This is a genomic window from Massilia sp. UYP34, from assembly GCF_056279385.1.
This window is the reverse complement of the sequence record NZ_JBWBRF010000013.1, coordinates 29,742-45,637: the sequence shown is the minus strand read 5'-3', so window position 1 is coordinate 45,637 and position 15,896 is coordinate 29,742. Positions and strand designations below refer to the sequence as shown.

Here is a 15,896-nt window from a genome sequence, read left to right as displayed (position 1 = left end):
CGTCATTAGGCCGGGCGCGCCCCTTGATGCGCCAGCGTCAGGCCACGCCCGAGCGCGCGTCGATGATGCCGCCGCCCAGGCAGACGTCGCCGTCGTACAGCACGGCCGACTGGCCAGGGGTGACCGCCCATTGCGGATCCGCGAAATCGAGCGCGAAGCGGCCGTCGCTTGCAGCCTGCATCCTGCAGGCCACGTCGGCCTGGCGATAGCGGGTCTTGGCCGACAACTCGCGCGGATCCGGGGCCTGGCCCGCGATCCAGCTGGCCTGGCCGGCTTCCAGCCGGTTCGACAGCAGCCATGGGTGGTCATGGCCCTGCACGATGTACAGGGTGTTGGCCTCGATGTCCTTGCGCGCCACGAACCATGGCTCGCTGGTGCCGTCCGCATTCCTGCGCGATTTCAGGCCGCCGATGCCGATGCCCTTGCGCTGGCCCAGCGTGTAGAACGACAGCCCGACGTGTTCGCCGACCGTGGTGCCGTCGTCGAGCCTGATCGGGCCCGGCTTGTAGGACAGGTAGCGGTTCAGGAAATCGCGGAACGGGCGCTCGCCGATGAAGCAGATGCCGGTCGAATCCTTCTTGGCGGCGTTCGGGAGCTTGAGCTTTTCGGCGATCTTGCGCACTTCGGTTTTCGGGATCTCGCCCAGCGGGAACAGCGACTTCGAGAGCTGCGCCTGGTTCAGGCGATGCAGGAAGTAACTCTGGTCCTTGGTGGCGTCAAACGCCTTGAGCAGTTCGAACCTGCCGCTGCCCGTGTTCTGGCGCACGCGCGCGTAGTGCCCGGTCGCGATCAGGTCGGCGCCCAGCTTCAGCGCATGGTCGAGGAAGGCCTTGAACTTGATTTCGGCATTGCACAGCACGTCCGGGTTGGGCGTGCGGCCGGCCTGGTATTCGCGCAGGAACTCCGCGAACACGCGGTCCTTGTATTCCGAGGCGAAGTTGACCGCCTCGATGTCGACCCCGACCACGTCGGCCACGCTGGCCGCGTCGATCCAGTCCTGGCGCGTCGAGCAGTATTCGGAGTCGTCGTCGTCTTCCCAGTTCTTCATGAACAGGCCGACCACGTCGTAGCCTTGTTCTTTCAGCATCCACGCCGCGACCGAGGAGTCGACTCCGCCCGACATCCCGATCACGACTTTTTTCTTGCTCATGTTGCGTCCGTATCGAATTCAGATCCCGCCCTCGAATACCGAGGAATGGGTGTATAGCAGGGACAGCGGCGTACTGCTGCCGGCCAGGTAGTCGTCCACGCACTTGAGCACGATCGGGCTGCGGTGGCGGTCGGCGGTGGCGGCGATCTCGTCGCGGGTCATCCACAGGGTGCGCAGGATGCCTTCGTCGAGCGGCTGGTCGAACTTGCGGCCGACGGTCCCGGCGAAGGTGAAGCGCAGGTAGGTGACATCGGCATTGCGCGACTTCGAGTGGTAGCGCGACATGTACATCCCCACCAGGCTGCGCGGGATGAACTCGTGGGCGGTTTCCTCGAGCGCCTCGCGCACGACCGCCTGTTCCAGCGATTCGTGCGGGTCGAGATGGCCGGCGGGCTGGTTCAGCTTGACGCCCTCGCTCGTCTCTTCTTCGATCAGCAGGAAACGGCCCTCGTGCTCGATGATCGCAGCCACGGTAACCGATGGTTTGAAGATGTCGCTCATGCCTGTCCTTGAAAATGAGCCGGTATTCTACCTCGGGCGGCGGCTGCTCTGCTCAGCCTCCCCCTCCCTGTGGCGCTTGCCTGACGTTAATTGCGCTTGATCTGTCGCAAAAATGTTGGCAAATCTCCCGAGCGGCATGAGTTTTGTCATAAGCATTGCAAGATCAATAAAAGGAGGCGTATATTGTTGTATTTGCTGTAAAGACAAGCTGTGCACTCGAGTATTCCAACGTACGGAGGTGTCATGAGGATAGGCATACCGGCCGAGACCAGGCCGGGCGAGACCCGTGTTGCAGCAACTCCTGAAACTGTCAAAAAACTGGCCGCCAAGCACCAGGTCCTGGTGCAATCCGGGGCCGGCCTTCATGCCGCGGCGCCCGATGCTGCCTATGAGGCGGCCGGCGCCAGCATCGTCGATGCCGCCGCCGCATTCGGCGCCGACATCGTCCTCAAGGTGCGCAGCCCGGACAGCGCCGAACGCGGCCTGATGCGCAGCGAATCGGTGCTGGTCGGGATGCTCGATCCCTTCGATGCCGAGAACCTCGCCGCGCTGGCCGCGAGCGGCCTCATCGCCTTCGCGCTGGAAGCGGCGCCGCGCATCACGCGCGCGCAGTCGCTCGACGTGCTCTCTTCGCAGGCCAATATCGCCGGCTACAAGGCCATCCTCCTGGCCGCCAATACCTACGGGCGTTTCATGCCGATGCTGATGACGGCGGCCGGCACGGTCAAGGCGGCGCGCGTGCTGATCATGGGCGTGGGCGTGGCCGGGCTGCAGGCGATCGCCACCGCCAAGCGCCTGGGCGCCGTGATCGAAGCGTCCGACGTGCGTCCGCCGGTGAAGGAACAGGTAGAGTCGCTCGGGGCCAAATTCATCGACGTGCCGTATCTGACCGATGAAGAACGCGAGATCGCCCAGGGCAGCGGCGGCTATGCGCGGCCGATGCCTGCCGACTGGATGCGGCGCCAGGCCGAACTGGTGCACGAGCGCGCGAAACTGGCCGACATCGTCGTCACCACCGCCCTGATCCCGGGCCGCAAGGCGCCGGTCCTGATCGGCGAGGAGACGGTGCGCGCCATGAAGCCGGGTTCCGTGATCGTCGACATGGCCATCTCCCAGGGCGGCAACTGCCCGCTGACGGAGCTGGGCAAGACCGTGATCAGGCACGGGGTGCACATCATCGGCGAGCCGAACCTCGCGGCGCTGGTGCCGGCCGATGCGTCGGCCCTGTATGCGCGCAACGTGCTGGACTTCCTCAAGCTCGTGATCGACAAGGACGACCGGTTCTTCATCGACCGCGAGGACGAGATCGTGGCCGCGACGCTGATGTGCGCCGGCGGGGAAGTGCTGCGTAAATAGATTGCTTCAGACAAGTCCGGAACAGGACTGGACAGGACAGGACAGGAGACTAGGCATGGAAATCAGCCACACCATCATCAACCTGATCATCTTCGTGCTGGCGATCTACGTCGGCTACCACGTGGTCTGGACCGTCACCCCCGCGCTGCACACGCCCCTGATGGCGGTCACCAACGCCATCTCGGCGATCGTGATCGTCGGCGCCATGCTGGCCGCCGGCTTGACCGAGGGCCTGGCCGGGCGCGTGTCCGGCACGGTCGCGGTGGCGCTGGCGGCGGTCAACGTGTTCGGCGGCTTCCTGGTCACCCAGCGCATGCTGGAGATGTTCAAGAAGAAGGCGCCGAAAGCCGCGAAGGAAACGCCCGAGGCGAAGACCGGGGAGAAGCAGTCATGAACGGCATCAGCATGAACGTCGTCACCCTGTTCTACCTGGTCGCCTCGGTATGCTTCATCCAGGCGCTCAAGGGCCTGTCCTCGCCCTCGACCGCGCGCATCGGCAACGCCTTCGGCATGGCCGGCATGGCGATCGCCGTGGTGACCACCGTGGCGCTGATGCTCAAGCTGCAGGACAGCCTGGGGCAGGGCGGCGGCTCGGGCTTCGTCCTGGTGCTGCTGGGCGTCGTGGTCGGCGGCGCGATCGGCGCCTATGCCGCGAAGAAGGTCGAGATGACCAAGATGCCCGAGCTGGTGGCGGCCATGCACTCGCTGATCGGCCTGGCGGCGGTGTGCATCGCGATCGCCGCCGTGTCCGAGCCCTGGGCCTTCAATATCGCCACCCGCGAGACGCCGCTGCCGTTCGGCAACCGGCTGGAGCTGTTCATCGGCACCTTCGTCGGCGCGGTGACCTTCTCGGGTTCGGTGATCGCCTTCGGCAAGTTGTCGGGCAAATACAAATTTCGCCTGTTCCAGGGGGCGCCGGTGCGCTTCGTCGGGCAGCACATCCTGAACCTGGCGATCGCGATCGCGATCGTGGCGCTGGGATTGATGTTCTGCTTCGCCGACGGCGTGGCGCCGGCCTGGACGCCCTTCATCGCGATGGCGGCGCTGGCCTTCGTGCTGGGCGTCCTGATCATCATCCCGATCGGCGGCGCCGACATGCCGGTGGTGGTGTCGATGCTGAACTCCTATTCCGGCTGGGCGGCGGCCGGCATCGGCTTCTCGCTGAACAACTCGATGCTGATCATCGCCGGCTCGCTGGTCGGCTCGAGCGGCGCGATCCTGTCGTACATCATGTGCAAGGCGATGAACCGCTCCTTCTTCAACGTGATCCTGGGCGGCTTCGGCGGCGAGGCGGTGAGCGACGCCGGCGGCGAAAAAGAGCAGCGTCCCGTGAAATCCGGTTCCGCCGAAGACGCCGCCTTCATCCTGCAGAACGCCGAGTCGGTGATCATCGTCCCCGGCTACGGCCTGGCGGTGGCGCGCGCCCAGCACACGGTCAAGGAACTGGTCGACAAGCTCACGGAGCGCGGCGTGACGGTGCGCTATGCGATCCACCCGGTTGCCGGCCGCATGCCGGGCCACATGAACGTGCTGCTGGCCGAGGCCGAGGTGCCCTATGACCAGGTGGTCGAGATGGAAGACATCAACGGCGAATTCGGCCAGACCGACGTGGTGCTGGTGCTGGGCGCCAACGACGTGGTGAACCCGGCCGCGAAGGACCCGAAATCGCCGATCGCCGGCATGCCGATCCTGGAGGCCTACCGCGCCAAGAGCATCATCGTCAACAAGCGCTCGATGGCTTCCGGCTATGCCGGCCTGGACAACGACCTGTTCTACCAGCCCAACACGATGATGGTGTTCGGCGACGCCAAGAAGGTCATCGAATCGATGGTCAAGGCCATCGACTAAGAGGGCGGCGTGGGAATGGAATGACAACTTCCGGCCAGGAAGTGATCCGATCATCCATTCCCGCCCTCGGTGCGGGCGCCGGCCAGAAAAATAATGTGAGAAAGTTCTAGACGACTGGTCTAATTCGATCTATAGTGCCGTCATGGCCAAGACAACGACACATGACTCTTCCGACGTCCGTGACAATATTGTCGCGGTCGGGCAGCGCATCATGGCCGGCAAGGGTTTCTCGGCGGTCGGCTTGAACGAGATCCTGGCCACGGCGGGTGTGCCGAAAGGATCCTTCTATCATTACTTCGGGTCGAAGGACGCCTTCGGCGAAGCGCTGCTGGCAAAGTATTTCGAGGATTACCTGGCCGACATGGACCGCATGTTCCAGCAGGCCGACAAGACCATGGCGGAGCGCGTGGTCGCGTACTTCGAGTCCTGGCGCGCCAACCAATCGTTTTACGATTGCCAGGGCAAATGCCTTGCAGTCAAGCTGGGCGCGGAAGTCGCGGACCTGTCGGAACCGATGCGCCTGACCCTCAAGCAAGGTACCGACGGCATCGTGACTCGCCTGGCACAGGCGATCGAAGGCGGTGCAGCCGATGGTTCGCTCGCGGCGCAGGCAGATCCCGCGCAATTGGCGGCAACCCTGTACCAGCTCTGGCTCGGCGCCAGCGTCATGGTCAAGATCGTGCGCGATGCATCGCCATTCGATGCCGCGATGGAAACAACACAACGCCTGCTGCGCCTGGCCCGCTGAACGCGGGTCGCACCGGACGCTTCCCAGCGAAGCGTCTTTTTTCGGCGCCAGGATTAGACGACTGGTCTACTTCATAAATTGCAGGAGCAAGCCCATGAATAAACTGACCGTAACCCAGGCCGAGCCCATTGAGCCCGCCACCGAACCGAAAGACTCCTACATGTCCCATCATCCATCCTTGTTCGCGCCGGCGCCCCTCGGGCGCCATACGCTGAAGAACCGCATCGTGCTGCCGCCCCTGACCCGCCAGCGCTCCACCCAGCCCGGCGACGTCGCCAACGACCTGATGGCGAGCTATTATCGCCAGCGCGCCAGCGCCGGACTGATCATCACCGAAGGCACGCAGATCGAGCCGCGCGGCAAGGGCTACGCCTGGACGCCGGGTATCCATGACGCCGCGCACATCGCCGGCTGGCGCAAGGTGACCGAGGCCGTGCATGCCGAGGGCGGCATCATCTTCGCCCAGCTGTGGCACGTCGGCCGGGTCTCGCACGCCGCGCTGCAACCCGACGGCGGCGCGCCGGTGGCGCCGTCCGCCATCCGGGCCGCCGGGGTCAAGGTCTTCATCGAGACCGGCCCCGGCGCCGGCGAGCTGGTGGAGCCATCGGTGCCGCGCGAGCTGAGCGTGACCGAGATCGGCGAGCTGGTCGCCCTGTACGCCCAGGCGGCGCGCAACGCGCTGGCCGCCGGCTTCGACGGCGTCGAGATCCATGCCGCCAACGGCTACCTGGTCAACCAATTCATCTCGGCCCACTCTAACCACCGCAGCGACGAATACGGCGGCTCGCTGCAGAACCGCCTGCGCTTCCTGCGCGAGATCGTGCAGGCGGTGGGCGAGGTGGTCGGACCCGACCGGCTCGGGGTGCGCTTCGCGCCGCTGTTTTCCGGCACCGACGAAGAACGCGTCTACATCGGCCTGGTCGAGGACGATCCGCACCAGACCTATCTGGAAGCGATCGCGGTACTCGAACGCGCCGGCGTCGGCTACCTGTCGATCGCCGAGGCCGACTGGGACGGGGCGCCCGACCTGCCGCTCGCGTTCCGGCAAGCAGTGCGCGCCGCCTTCAGCGGCAAGATCCTGTACGCCGGCCGCTATACCGCCGAGAAGGGCGCGCGCCTGGTCGAGGCCGGCCTGGCCGACCTGATCGCTTTCGGTCGCCCCTTCATCGCCAACCCGGACCTGCCCGAGCGCATCGCCCAGGGCTGGCCGCTCAATCCGCTCAACGCCGCCACCATGTACGGCGGCGGCGAGGCCGGCTTTACCGATTACCCGCGCCATGCGCAAACCATCAACCAAGGAGAACCAGCATGAATCAGCACATGAACCAGCAAATCGAAGGCAAAGTAGTCCTGATCACCGGCGGCGGCACCGGCATCGGCGCGGAGGCTGCGCGCCTGCTCGCCGAACGCGGCGCCCGGGTCGCGGTCGCGGCCCGCCGCAAGGACAAGATCGACGGCGTCGTCGCCGAGATCGCCGCCGCCGGCGGCGAGGCCAGGGGCTATGTCCTCGACGTCACCGACAAGAAGCAGGTGGAGGCGGTCGTGGCCGCCGTGGTCGCCGACTTCGGCCGGATCGACGTCCTGATCAACAACGCCGGCCTGATGCCGATTCGTCCGATGGCCGAGGTCAATACCGACGAATGGGACGCCATGATCGACGTGAACATCAAGGGCGTCCTGTACGGGATCGCCGCGGCCCTGCCGCGCTTCCTGGCCCAGCAAAGCGGACACATCATCAATCTGAGCTCGGTCGCCGGGGTCAAGGTGTTCTCGCCGGGCGGCACGGTGTACTCGGGCACCAAGTTCGCGGTCCGGGCCATCTCGGAAGGTCTGCGCCACGAAGTCGGAAGCAAGGTCCGCGTCACCTCGATCGAGCCCGGCGCCGTGGAAAGCGATCTCAAGCACAGCACCACGGGCGGCGCGACCCAGACCGTGCTCGACTTCTACCGGCAAGCGATTCCGGCCGCTTCGGTGGCGCGGGCGATCGCCTTCGCGATCGAGCAGCCGGCCGACGTCGACATCAATGAAATCGTACTGCGACCGACCGCACAGGAATTCTGACCAGGAATTTTTGAACCGGGAGCGAATCCGCTCCCGGCGCCCTGCCGCCAGCCGGCGGCAGGGCCGCGCATCCACCCGGCAGGAACGGTTAGCGGCGACCGAACATCATCAGGTCGGCCAGGAGCGTGCGCGCGGGTCTGGCCAGGTCGAGCGCCGCCAGGCCCAGGCCCAGCAGTGGTTGCAGCGGCTTGCTGCCGGTGAAGGCGCGGGCCATGGTGTCGGTCAGGCCGATCGTCAGCTTGCGGTCTTGCGCGCGCTCTTCCTGGAAGCGTTCGATCGCGGCCGGACTGGCGTCGCGCGCCAGCTGGCGCGCCAGGACGGCGGCGTCGCGCAGGCCCAGGTTCAGGCCCTGCCCGGCGACTGGATGCAGGGTTTGCGCGGCATTGCCGATGGCGACCGTGCGCGCCGTGGCGCGCGCTTCGGCGTTCAGGCCGAGGGGGAAGGCGACGCGGGGGGACGCCTTGGTGAACGCGCCGAGGCGCGTGCCGAAGGCTTCGCCCAGCTGCTTCAGGAACGCCGTTTCGTCCAGCGCGAGGATCGTGCCGGCGCGCGCGCGGCGCACGCACCACACCAGCGCATACTGGTGGCCGTCGGGACCGTCTTCCGGCAGCAGGGCCAGCGGGCCTTCGCCGGTGAAGCGCTCGAAGGCGCGGTGGGCGATCGGCGCGTCGCTCGTCACGCGCGCGATCACGGCGCTCTGTTCGTAGTCGCGGCTCCTGGCGCGCTGGTCTTGCCGGCCGAAGATGCCGCCCTCGGCCTGGACCGCCACCTGCGCGCGCACCAGGCGGCCGTCGTCCAGCGCCAACTGCACGCCAATGGGGGTGTCGTCCAGCGCCTGCACGCGCGCCGGGCGCAGCATGGCGACGCCGGCCGCCTCGCAGCGCCGCGCCAGGGCGTCGACCACGGCGCCGTAGCGCGTGACGTAGCCCAGTGCCGCGACGTCGTGGTCGCGGCGGTCCATCAGGCTGCGACCCAGATGGCCGCGGCGCGAGACGTGGATCTGGTGGATCGCGGTGGCCGGCAACGGCCAGGCCTTGAGCTCGTCCAGCAGCTGCACGCTGCCCCAGGACAGCGCGATCGAGCGCGGGTCCGAGATCGCCTGGCCCAGCGACTTGCCGTCGATCAGGGCGATACGCGCACCCGGCACGCCGCGCCGCACCAGGAAGGCCGCCAGCGCCAGGCCCACCGGGCCGGCGCCGCAGATCGCCACGTCGAAGTCCAGGTCTGCTGGCGTCATCGTGTCTCCCGCATCAGTGCTTCGATCTCCGCCATGTCCTTCGGCGCGCCGGCGGTCAGGATGCGGCAGCCGGCGTCGGTCACGACCACGTCGTCCTCGATCCGGATGCCGATGTTCCAGTATTGTTCCGGCACGCCTTCGCCGGGCCGCACATAGATGCCCGGCTCCACCGTCAGCGCCATCCCCGGCTGCAGGGGCCGCGACGGCTTGTCGGGCAGGCTCGGGTCGCGGTAGGCGCCGACGTCGTGCACGTCCATGCCCAGCCAGTGGCCGGTGCCGTGCATGTAGAACTGCGCATAGGCGCGCGATCCGATCGCGTCGTCGAGCGAGCCCACCTTGTTCCGGTCCAGCAGGCCCAGGTCGAGCATGCCTTCGGTGAGCACCCGCACCGCCGCATCGTGGATCGCGCTGTACAGGCGGCCGGGATGGATGGCCGCAAGCGCCGCGGCCTGCGCGCGCAGCACCAGCGCGTACAGGGTGCGCTGGGCGTCGCCGAAGCGGCCATTGGCCGGATAAGTGCGCGTGATGTCGCTGGCGTAGCCGTCCAGCTCGCAGCCGGCGTCGATCAGCACCAGGTCGCCGTCCTCGACGCGCCGGTCGTTGGCGCTGTAATGCAGCACGCAGGCGCGCGCTCCCGCGGCGACGATCGGGGGATAGGCCGGGAATTGCGCCCCGTTGCGGCGGAATTCGTGCAGCAGCTCGGCCTCGATCTCGTACTCGAACATGCCGGGCCGGGTGGCGCGCATCGCGCGCGCATGGGCCTCCCCCGAGATCGCGCCGGCGCGCGCCATCAGGGCGATTTCGTGCTCGTCCTTCACGAGCCGCATCTCGTCCAGCATGCCCAGCAGGTGGTGCATCGTCTGCGGCGCGGCGACGCCGCTGCGGCCGCGTGCGCGCACCGCCCTGAGCCAGCCGGCCACTCGGGCGTCGAGTTCGGCGCCGTGGCCCAGCGCGTAGTACAGCGCCGGCGCATCGGCCAGCACGTCGGCCATGCGCGCGTCGAGTTCGTCGATCGGCCAGGCCTCGTCGAAGCCGAAGGCATCGCGCGCCGCTTCGGGGCCGAAGCGGAAACCGTCCCAGATCTCGCGCTCGACATTCTTCTCGCGGCAGAACAGAATCGTGCGCGCCGGCAGTTCTCCTCGGGCCGCGACCAGCACGACGAAGCTTTCCGGTTCGGCGAACCCGGTCAGGTAATAGAAATGGCTGTCGTGGCGGTAGGGATAGTCGCTGTCGCCGTTGCGCGGCGCCGTCAACGCGGTGCCCAGCACGGCGACCGCGCCCGGTTGCATGCGGCCCAGCAGCTGCGCGCGCCGGGCCGCATGCGCAGCGCAATGCGGCATCATGAAGCCGTCTTGGCCGCCCGCAGCGGCGCGTTCAGTTCTTCCAGCTGGCCCACGGTGCCGACGTTGACCCACTGGCCCTGGTAGATCTCGCCGCCGACGCGGCCCTGCTCGATGAACTTGCGCATCAGGGGGCCGAACTTGAGGAATTCGCCGGCGCGGAGCCCGTCGAACATCTCGGCGCGGTACACGCCGATGCCCGCGAAGTTCCATTTGGTGGCGCCGTCGTTCTTGAGCGTGTACATGTCGAGCGCGAAGTCGCCCTCGGGGTTGTGCCACGGGTTCGGCGTCAGCCACAGCCAGGCGATGTCGCGCCGGTCGACCGGGTAGGGAACGCCTACCGCATCGATATCCTTGAGCGCGTCGAGCGCCAGCGAGAAATCGAAGTAGGGTGCATAGATGTCGCCCGACACGGCCAGGAACGGCTCGTCGCCCAGCAGGTGCAGCGCATTGACGATGCCGCCCGCCGTCTCGAGCGGCGTCGGCTCGTGCGAGTACACGATGCGCGCGCCGTAGCGGCTGCCGTCGCCCAGTTCTTCCTCGATCATGTGGCCGAGGTGGGAGTGGTTGATCACGATGTCGGTGATCCCGGCGCGCACCAGGTTCAGCACGTGCCAGGTGATCAGGGGCCGCCCGCGCACTTTCAGCAAGGGCTTGGGGCAGCTGTCGGTCAGGGGCCGCATGCGCTCGCCGCGGCCGGCGGCGAAAATCATTGCTTTCATGCTGGACCTCAGAAGGTGTAGCCGACTTGGGGCGCCTTGTTTTCCACGGCGTCGAGCAGACGCAGCAGCGGCTTGAGTTCGGCGTAGCGGTTGGCGGTCTTGCGCACGTAGTCAAGCACCGTCGGCAGGTCGCCCATGTAGTGCGACTTGTTGTCGCGGTAGTTCAGGCGGCAGAAGATACCGAGGATCTTCAGGTGGCGCTGCATGGCCATGAACTCGAAGTCGCGGTAGAAGGCGTCGATGTCCGGGTTGACCGGCAGGCCGGCCCCCTTGGCGCTCTGCCAGTAGCGCACCACCCAGTCCAGCACGATCTCTTCGTCCCACTGGATATAGGCGTCGCGCAGCAGCGAAGCCAGGTCGTAGGTCACCGGGCCGTACACGGCGTCCTGGAAATCGAGCACGCCGGGGTTGCCCTGGTCGAGGAACATCAGGTTGCGCGAATGGAAATCGCGGTGCATGAACACCTGCTGCTGCGCCAGCACGTTCGAGGCGATCGCCTCGAATACCTTGTCCAGCTGCGCCTGCTGCTTGTCGTCCAGGGTCACGCCCAGGTGGCGGTTCAGGTACCACTCCGGGAAGATGTTCAGCTCGCGCAGGATGAAGGCGCGGTCGAACTCGGGCAGCACGCCGGGCTGGCTGGCCATCTGGAACTTGAGCAGGGCGTCGACCGCGTCCGAATACATGAACGCGGCGTTGTCGCTGGAAAGGCGCGCCAGGTAGGTGGTGCCGCCCAGGTCGCCCAGCAGCAGGAAGCCCTGTTCGACGTTGCGCGCGGCAATCGCCGGCACGGTCACGCCGGCGTCGAACAGCAGGCCCTGCACGTGGACGAAGGCCGGCACGTTCTCGCGTTCCGGCGGCGCATCCATGGCGACCAGGGTCGCGCCCAGCTTGTCCTGCATGGCGGGCACGACGTCGTAGCGGAAATAGCGGCGAAAGCTCGCATCGACGGAGGCAGGGCGGCCGCTTCCGACTTCCACCAGGCCGGTCGAGGCCAGCCAGTCGTTCAGCTGTGCCAGGCGCGGATCGGTCTCGTGCGCGGCGCCGACCGAAGTGGAAGAATTTTGATACAAAGATGACATGGAGCGGCCTGACGAATCCGGTTGGTTGAACTAATTCCCATATAATAAGGGATTCATTCTAAAAAAACCGCCCTTTATGGTGCATGTCCGATTTTCCGTGAGCTGCGATTTTCCATGAGCTGGTCGTCAAGCCAACCTTTCCCACCGCGGCAGGTGCTCGCGCTCTATGCACTGGTTTCCGCAACCGCGATCCCGGCATTCGCCCAGAGTGTCCCCCCTGCGCCCCAAGCCGAAGACGAACTTCCCGTCATCATCCAGGCCGAGGAGATCGGCGGCCGTCCCGACCGGCGGGTGGATCTCAACCGCAACGTCGAGATCACGCGCGGCCAGAGCGGCATCACCGCCGATACCGCCTGCTACCTGCGGGTCGAGGACGAAGTCACGGCCACCGGCAACGTGAACATGTGGCGCTTCGGCGACCGCTACAAGGGCGACGAGCTGCAGCTGAACCTCGAGACCGGCAAGGGCTACCTGCTCAATCCGACTTATTTCCTGGCCGACAGCAATGGCCAGGGACGGGCCGACCGCATCGACTTCCTGGGCGAGCAGCAGGCCGTGGTGCGCAACGGCACGTACAGCACCTGCGAAGGCCCCGATCCCGACTGGTACCTCAAGTCGAGCACGCTGCGCCTGGACCGCGGCCGTGACGTCGGCACCGCCGGCAAGACCATCATCTATTTCAAGGATGTCCCGATCATCGGCACCCCGGCGATGTCGTTCTCGCTGTCGGGCCAGCGCCGCTCCGGCTGGCTGCCGCCCACGGTGGGCTTCGGCTCCCAGGGCAAGGCCGAGGTGATGGTGCCGTACTACGTCAACATCGCCCCGAACCGTGACCTGACGCTGTATCCGCGCATGATGTTCGACCGCGGCTTCCAGATGGGCGCCACCGGCCGCTACCTGGGCAGCACCTACCAGGGCGAGACCCACGTCGAGGTCTTGCCGGACGACCGCGAGACCAATACCACGCGCTGGCGCGTCGACTCGCTGCACAGCCAGTCGATCAGGCCGAACTGGTCGTATGGCTGGAACCTGCACGGCGCCTCGGACGACGAATACCCGTCCGACTTCTCGCGCACCGTTGCCGCCAGCGCCGAGCGCCAGCTGCTGCGCGAAGTGCGCACCGATTACTATGGCCAGTTCTGGAGCCTGACCGCGCGCGCCCAGAACTACCAGGTGTTGCAGGACCCGGCCGCCGTGACCAATCCGAGCCTGACGGTGCCGCGTCCCTACGACCGCCTGCCGCAGATTAATTTCCGCGCGGCGCGCTACGACGTGGCCGGTTTCGACTGGGCGATCGACGCCGAGGCGACCCGCTTCGACCACCCTACCTGGGTCACCGGCAACCGCGCCGTGATGCAGGGCCAGGTGAGTTATCCGATCGTGCGTCCGGGCTGGTTCGTCACGCCCAAGCTGATGTACAACGCGGCCAAGTACGAGATCCAGGACCATCCCGACCGGGTCGGCAGGGACACCAGGCTGACGCGCACGATCCCGACCTTCTCGGTCGACAGCGGCATGGTGTTCGAGCGCCGGACCACGCTGTTCGGCGGCGCCGCCACCCAGACCCTCGAGCCGCGCCTGTTCTACGTCTATACGCCGTACGAGAACCAGGACGACGTGCCGCTGTTCGACACCGGCCGCGCCGGCTTCAACTACGCCCAGCTGTTCTCCGAAAACCGCTACGTGGGCCTGGACCGCGTGTCCGACGCCAACCAGGTCACGGCCGCGCTGGTGTCGCGCTTCATCCAGGAAGACGGCGCCGAGCGCCTGCGCCTGGCCTTCGGCCAGCGCCTGTATCTCGAACAGCCGCGCGTGCGCATCCCTGGCGAAGAACTGCACAAGAGCCGCTCCGACCTGCTGCTGGCCGCCGCCGGCACCATTTCCGAGGCCTGGACCTTCGATAGCGGCGTACAATACGATGCGAACGGAAGCAGTTTGTACAGCTCGAATGTGGGTGTACAGTGGCGTCCGGGGCAGATGAAGGTGTTGAACGCCGAATACCGTTATCAGCGTGACAGCTTCCGCAATATCGACTTCTCGGCGCAGTGGCCGATCGGCCGCCGCTGGTATGGCGTGGGGCGGGTCAGCTATGCGCTGCGTTCGTATGGCGTGGGGCAGGAAGTCAATCCGGCCACTGGCGGCAAGCTGATCGAGAGCCTGATCGGCCTCGAATACAAGGCCGATTGCTGGGTGTTCCGGATGGGCGCGCAGCGCTTCGTGACCGCCGCGCAAGAGACGTCGACGCCGATCTTCTTCCAGCTCGAGCTCAATGGCTTGTCGCGCCTGGGCCTGGGTAATCCGCTCGAGTCGTTCAACAAGAGCATCCCGGGCTATACGCGACTGAATACCGGAATTGGACGTCCATAAGCTAGCGTTCAGACTAGCAGCCCATACTGGCCGTCCATGATTCGTCCATCAAGTGAACTATCCTGAAATGAGTGCTTTCCAGATGATGCGTACTACCCGTTTGCAGTCCCTCCAGATGGCGGCAGCACTGCTGTGCGCGCTCACCGCCGGCCAGGCGCTGGCCCAGGCCGCCACCGGCGCGGCGCCCGCCGCCCAGACCGGGCCATCGGCCGCCACCAGCGGCGGCTTCCTGCCGCCGGCATCGGCCAGCGCCAAGGTGATCGATTCGATCCAGGTCGTCGTCAATGACGAAGTGATCACCCGCAACGAAGTGGCCGGCCGCGTGGCCCAGGTCAGCCAGAACATGAAGGCGCGCAACGCCCAGATACCCGATCCGGCAACGATGGAGCGCCAGGTGCTCGAGGCGATGATCGTCGAACGCGCCCAGCTGCAGCTGGCGAAAGAGATGGGCGTCAAGGTCGACGACCGCACCCTGGACGCCACCATCGGCCGTATCGCCGAGAATCAAAAGATGTCGGTGCAGGACATGCGCAACCAGATGGAAAAAGAGGGCATGCCGTTCGCCCAGTTCCGCGAAGACATTCGTAACGAGATCATGATGCAGCGCCTGCGCGAGCACGAGGTCGACAGCAAGATCCAGGTCTCCGAGGCCGAGATCGACACCTATATGGCCGCCGCCAAGGCTGCCGAGGCCGACCGCGTCGAGGTCGACATCGCCCAGATCCTGGTGCGTGTGCCAGAGAACGCCTCGCCCGAGCAGATCGCCGCGCGCGCCGCGCGCGCCGAGGAAGTGATGCGTCAGTTGCGCACCGGCGCCGACTTCGCGCGCATGGCCTCGACCTATTCCGACGCGCCCGATGCGCTCAAGGGCGGCGAGATCGGCTGGCGCGACGCCGACCGCCTGCCGCCGATGTTCGCGACCGAGCTGCGCAAGCTCCAGGCGGGCCAGGTCACGCCGGTCCTCAAGACCAACGTCGGTTTCCACATCCTCAAGCTGTCGGGCAAGCGCCCGCTGGGCGGCGAGGCCGAGAAGTCGGTGGTCGAGCAGACCCACGCGCGCCACATCCTGATCAAGGTCACCCCGACCATGACCGAGGGCGAGGTCAAGCGCAAGCTGCTCGAGCTGAAGGAAAAGATGGACAACAACGCCGGCACCTTCGAGGACCTGGCGCGCCTGCACTCGCAGGACGGTTCGGCGTCCAAGGGCGGTGACCTGGGCTGGCTGTACCCGGGCGACACGGTCCCGGAATTCGAGACCGCGATGAACGCGCTGAAGCCGGGCGAGGTGTCGGACGTGATCCAGTCGCCGTTCGGCTTCCACCTGATCCAGGTCATCGGACGCAAGAGCGAAGACGTGACCCAGCAGAAGGAACGCAACATGGCGCGCCAGGTGCTGCGCGACCGCAAGATGCAGGAAGCGATGGAAGACTGGATGCGCCAGGTGCGCGACCGCGCCTACGTCGAGTTCCGCGAGGAGCAGTAACACC

14 protein-coding genes are annotated in these 15,896 nt (G+C 66.5%); 8 read left to right on the top strand and 6 right to left on the bottom strand.

What is annotated here, in order from left to right:
• Nucleotides 1-37: 37 nt before the first annotated feature.
• Both mnmA and ACZ9AQ_RS17900 read right to left on the bottom strand, forming a co-directional pair.
• Entirely contained in the window at nt 38-1,150 is a 1,113-nt protein-coding gene (gene mnmA, locus ACZ9AQ_RS17905) for a tRNA 2-thiouridine(34) synthase MnmA (protein ID WP_429205738.1), read from the bottom strand.
• Nucleotides 1,151-1,168: 18 nt separating this feature from the next.
• On the bottom strand, nt 1,169-1,651 hold the full coding sequence (locus ACZ9AQ_RS17900; protein WP_429205737.1) for an NUDIX hydrolase: 483 nt from the start codon (nt 1,649-1,651) through the stop codon (nt 1,169-1,171).
• Between the two features lie 243 nt (nt 1,652-1,894).
• On the opposite strand from ACZ9AQ_RS17900, the gene ACZ9AQ_RS17895 reads away from it, so the two are divergent.
• From ACZ9AQ_RS17895 to ACZ9AQ_RS17870, 6 genes are all read left to right on the top strand, one after another.
• On the top strand, nt 1,895-3,007 hold the full coding sequence (locus ACZ9AQ_RS17895) for a Re/Si-specific NAD(P)(+) transhydrogenase subunit alpha (RefSeq protein WP_429205736.1): 1,113 nt from the start codon (nt 1,895-1,897) through the stop codon (nt 3,005-3,007).
• Between the two features lie 55 nt (nt 3,008-3,062).
• Nucleotides 3,063-3,401 (top strand): NAD(P) transhydrogenase subunit alpha part 2, encoded by a 339-nt coding sequence (locus ACZ9AQ_RS17890; RefSeq protein ID WP_429205734.1) that lies wholly within the window; start codon nt 3,063-3,065, stop codon nt 3,399-3,401.
• Nucleotides 3,398-4,855, top strand: a complete 1,458-nt coding sequence (locus ACZ9AQ_RS17885; RefSeq protein ID WP_429205732.1) for an NAD(P)(+) transhydrogenase (Re/Si-specific) subunit beta — start codon at nt 3,398-3,400, stop codon at nt 4,853-4,855. The genes ACZ9AQ_RS17890 and ACZ9AQ_RS17885 overlap by 4 nt, the downstream gene beginning before the upstream one ends.
• Nucleotides 4,856-4,997: 142 nt before the next feature.
• On the top strand, nt 4,998-5,603 hold the full coding sequence (locus ACZ9AQ_RS17880; RefSeq protein WP_429205730.1) for a TetR/AcrR family transcriptional regulator: 606 nt from the start codon (nt 4,998-5,000) through the stop codon (nt 5,601-5,603).
• A gap of 160 nt (nt 5,604-5,763) precedes the next feature.
• Entirely contained in the window at nt 5,764-6,915 is a 1,152-nt protein-coding gene (locus ACZ9AQ_RS17875; RefSeq protein WP_429205849.1) for an alkene reductase, read from the top strand.
• Nucleotides 6,912-7,664, top strand: a complete 753-nt coding sequence (locus ACZ9AQ_RS17870) for an SDR family oxidoreductase (RefSeq protein WP_429205728.1) — start codon at nt 6,912-6,914, stop codon at nt 7,662-7,664. Before ACZ9AQ_RS17875 ends, ACZ9AQ_RS17870 begins: the two co-directional genes overlap by 4 nt.
• A gap of 88 nt (nt 7,665-7,752) precedes the next feature.
• Here the strand turns inward: ACZ9AQ_RS17870 and ACZ9AQ_RS17865 are convergent, their stop codons facing one another.
• Genes ACZ9AQ_RS17865 through ACZ9AQ_RS17850 form a run of 4 tightly spaced genes read right to left on the bottom strand, consistent with a single transcriptional unit; the run spans nt 7,753 to nt 12,042 of the window.
• Nucleotides 7,753-8,901, bottom strand: a complete 1,149-nt coding sequence (locus ACZ9AQ_RS17865; RefSeq protein ID WP_429205727.1) for an FAD-dependent monooxygenase — start codon at nt 8,899-8,901, stop codon at nt 7,753-7,755.
• Nucleotides 8,898-10,244, bottom strand: a complete 1,347-nt coding sequence (gene pepP / locus ACZ9AQ_RS17860; protein WP_429205726.1) for a Xaa-Pro aminopeptidase — start codon at nt 10,242-10,244, stop codon at nt 8,898-8,900. The genes ACZ9AQ_RS17865 and pepP overlap by 4 nt, the downstream gene beginning before the upstream one ends.
• Entirely contained in the window at nt 10,241-10,963 is a 723-nt protein-coding gene (murU, locus tag ACZ9AQ_RS17855; protein WP_429205724.1) for an N-acetylmuramate alpha-1-phosphate uridylyltransferase MurU, read from the bottom strand. Before murU ends, pepP begins: the two co-directional genes overlap by 4 nt.
• An 8-nt stretch (nt 10,964-10,971) precedes the next feature.
• Nucleotides 10,972-12,042: an aminoglycoside phosphotransferase family protein gene (locus ACZ9AQ_RS17850; RefSeq protein WP_429205723.1), complete on the bottom strand. Its 1,071-nt coding sequence runs from the start codon at nt 12,040-12,042 to the stop codon at nt 10,972-10,974.
• Nucleotides 12,043-12,156: 114 nt separating this feature from the next.
• On the opposite strand from ACZ9AQ_RS17850, the gene ACZ9AQ_RS17845 reads away from it, so the two are divergent.
• Nucleotides 12,157-14,409, top strand: coding sequence for an LPS-assembly protein LptD (locus ACZ9AQ_RS17845; RefSeq protein WP_429205722.1), 2,253 nt, complete (start codon nt 12,157-12,159; stop codon nt 14,407-14,409).
• 82 nt (nt 14,410-14,491) lie between these two features.
• Nucleotides 14,492-15,892, top strand: a complete 1,401-nt coding sequence (locus ACZ9AQ_RS17840; protein WP_429205721.1) for a peptidylprolyl isomerase — start codon at nt 14,492-14,494, stop codon at nt 15,890-15,892.
• Nucleotides 15,893-15,896 lie beyond the last annotated feature (4 nt).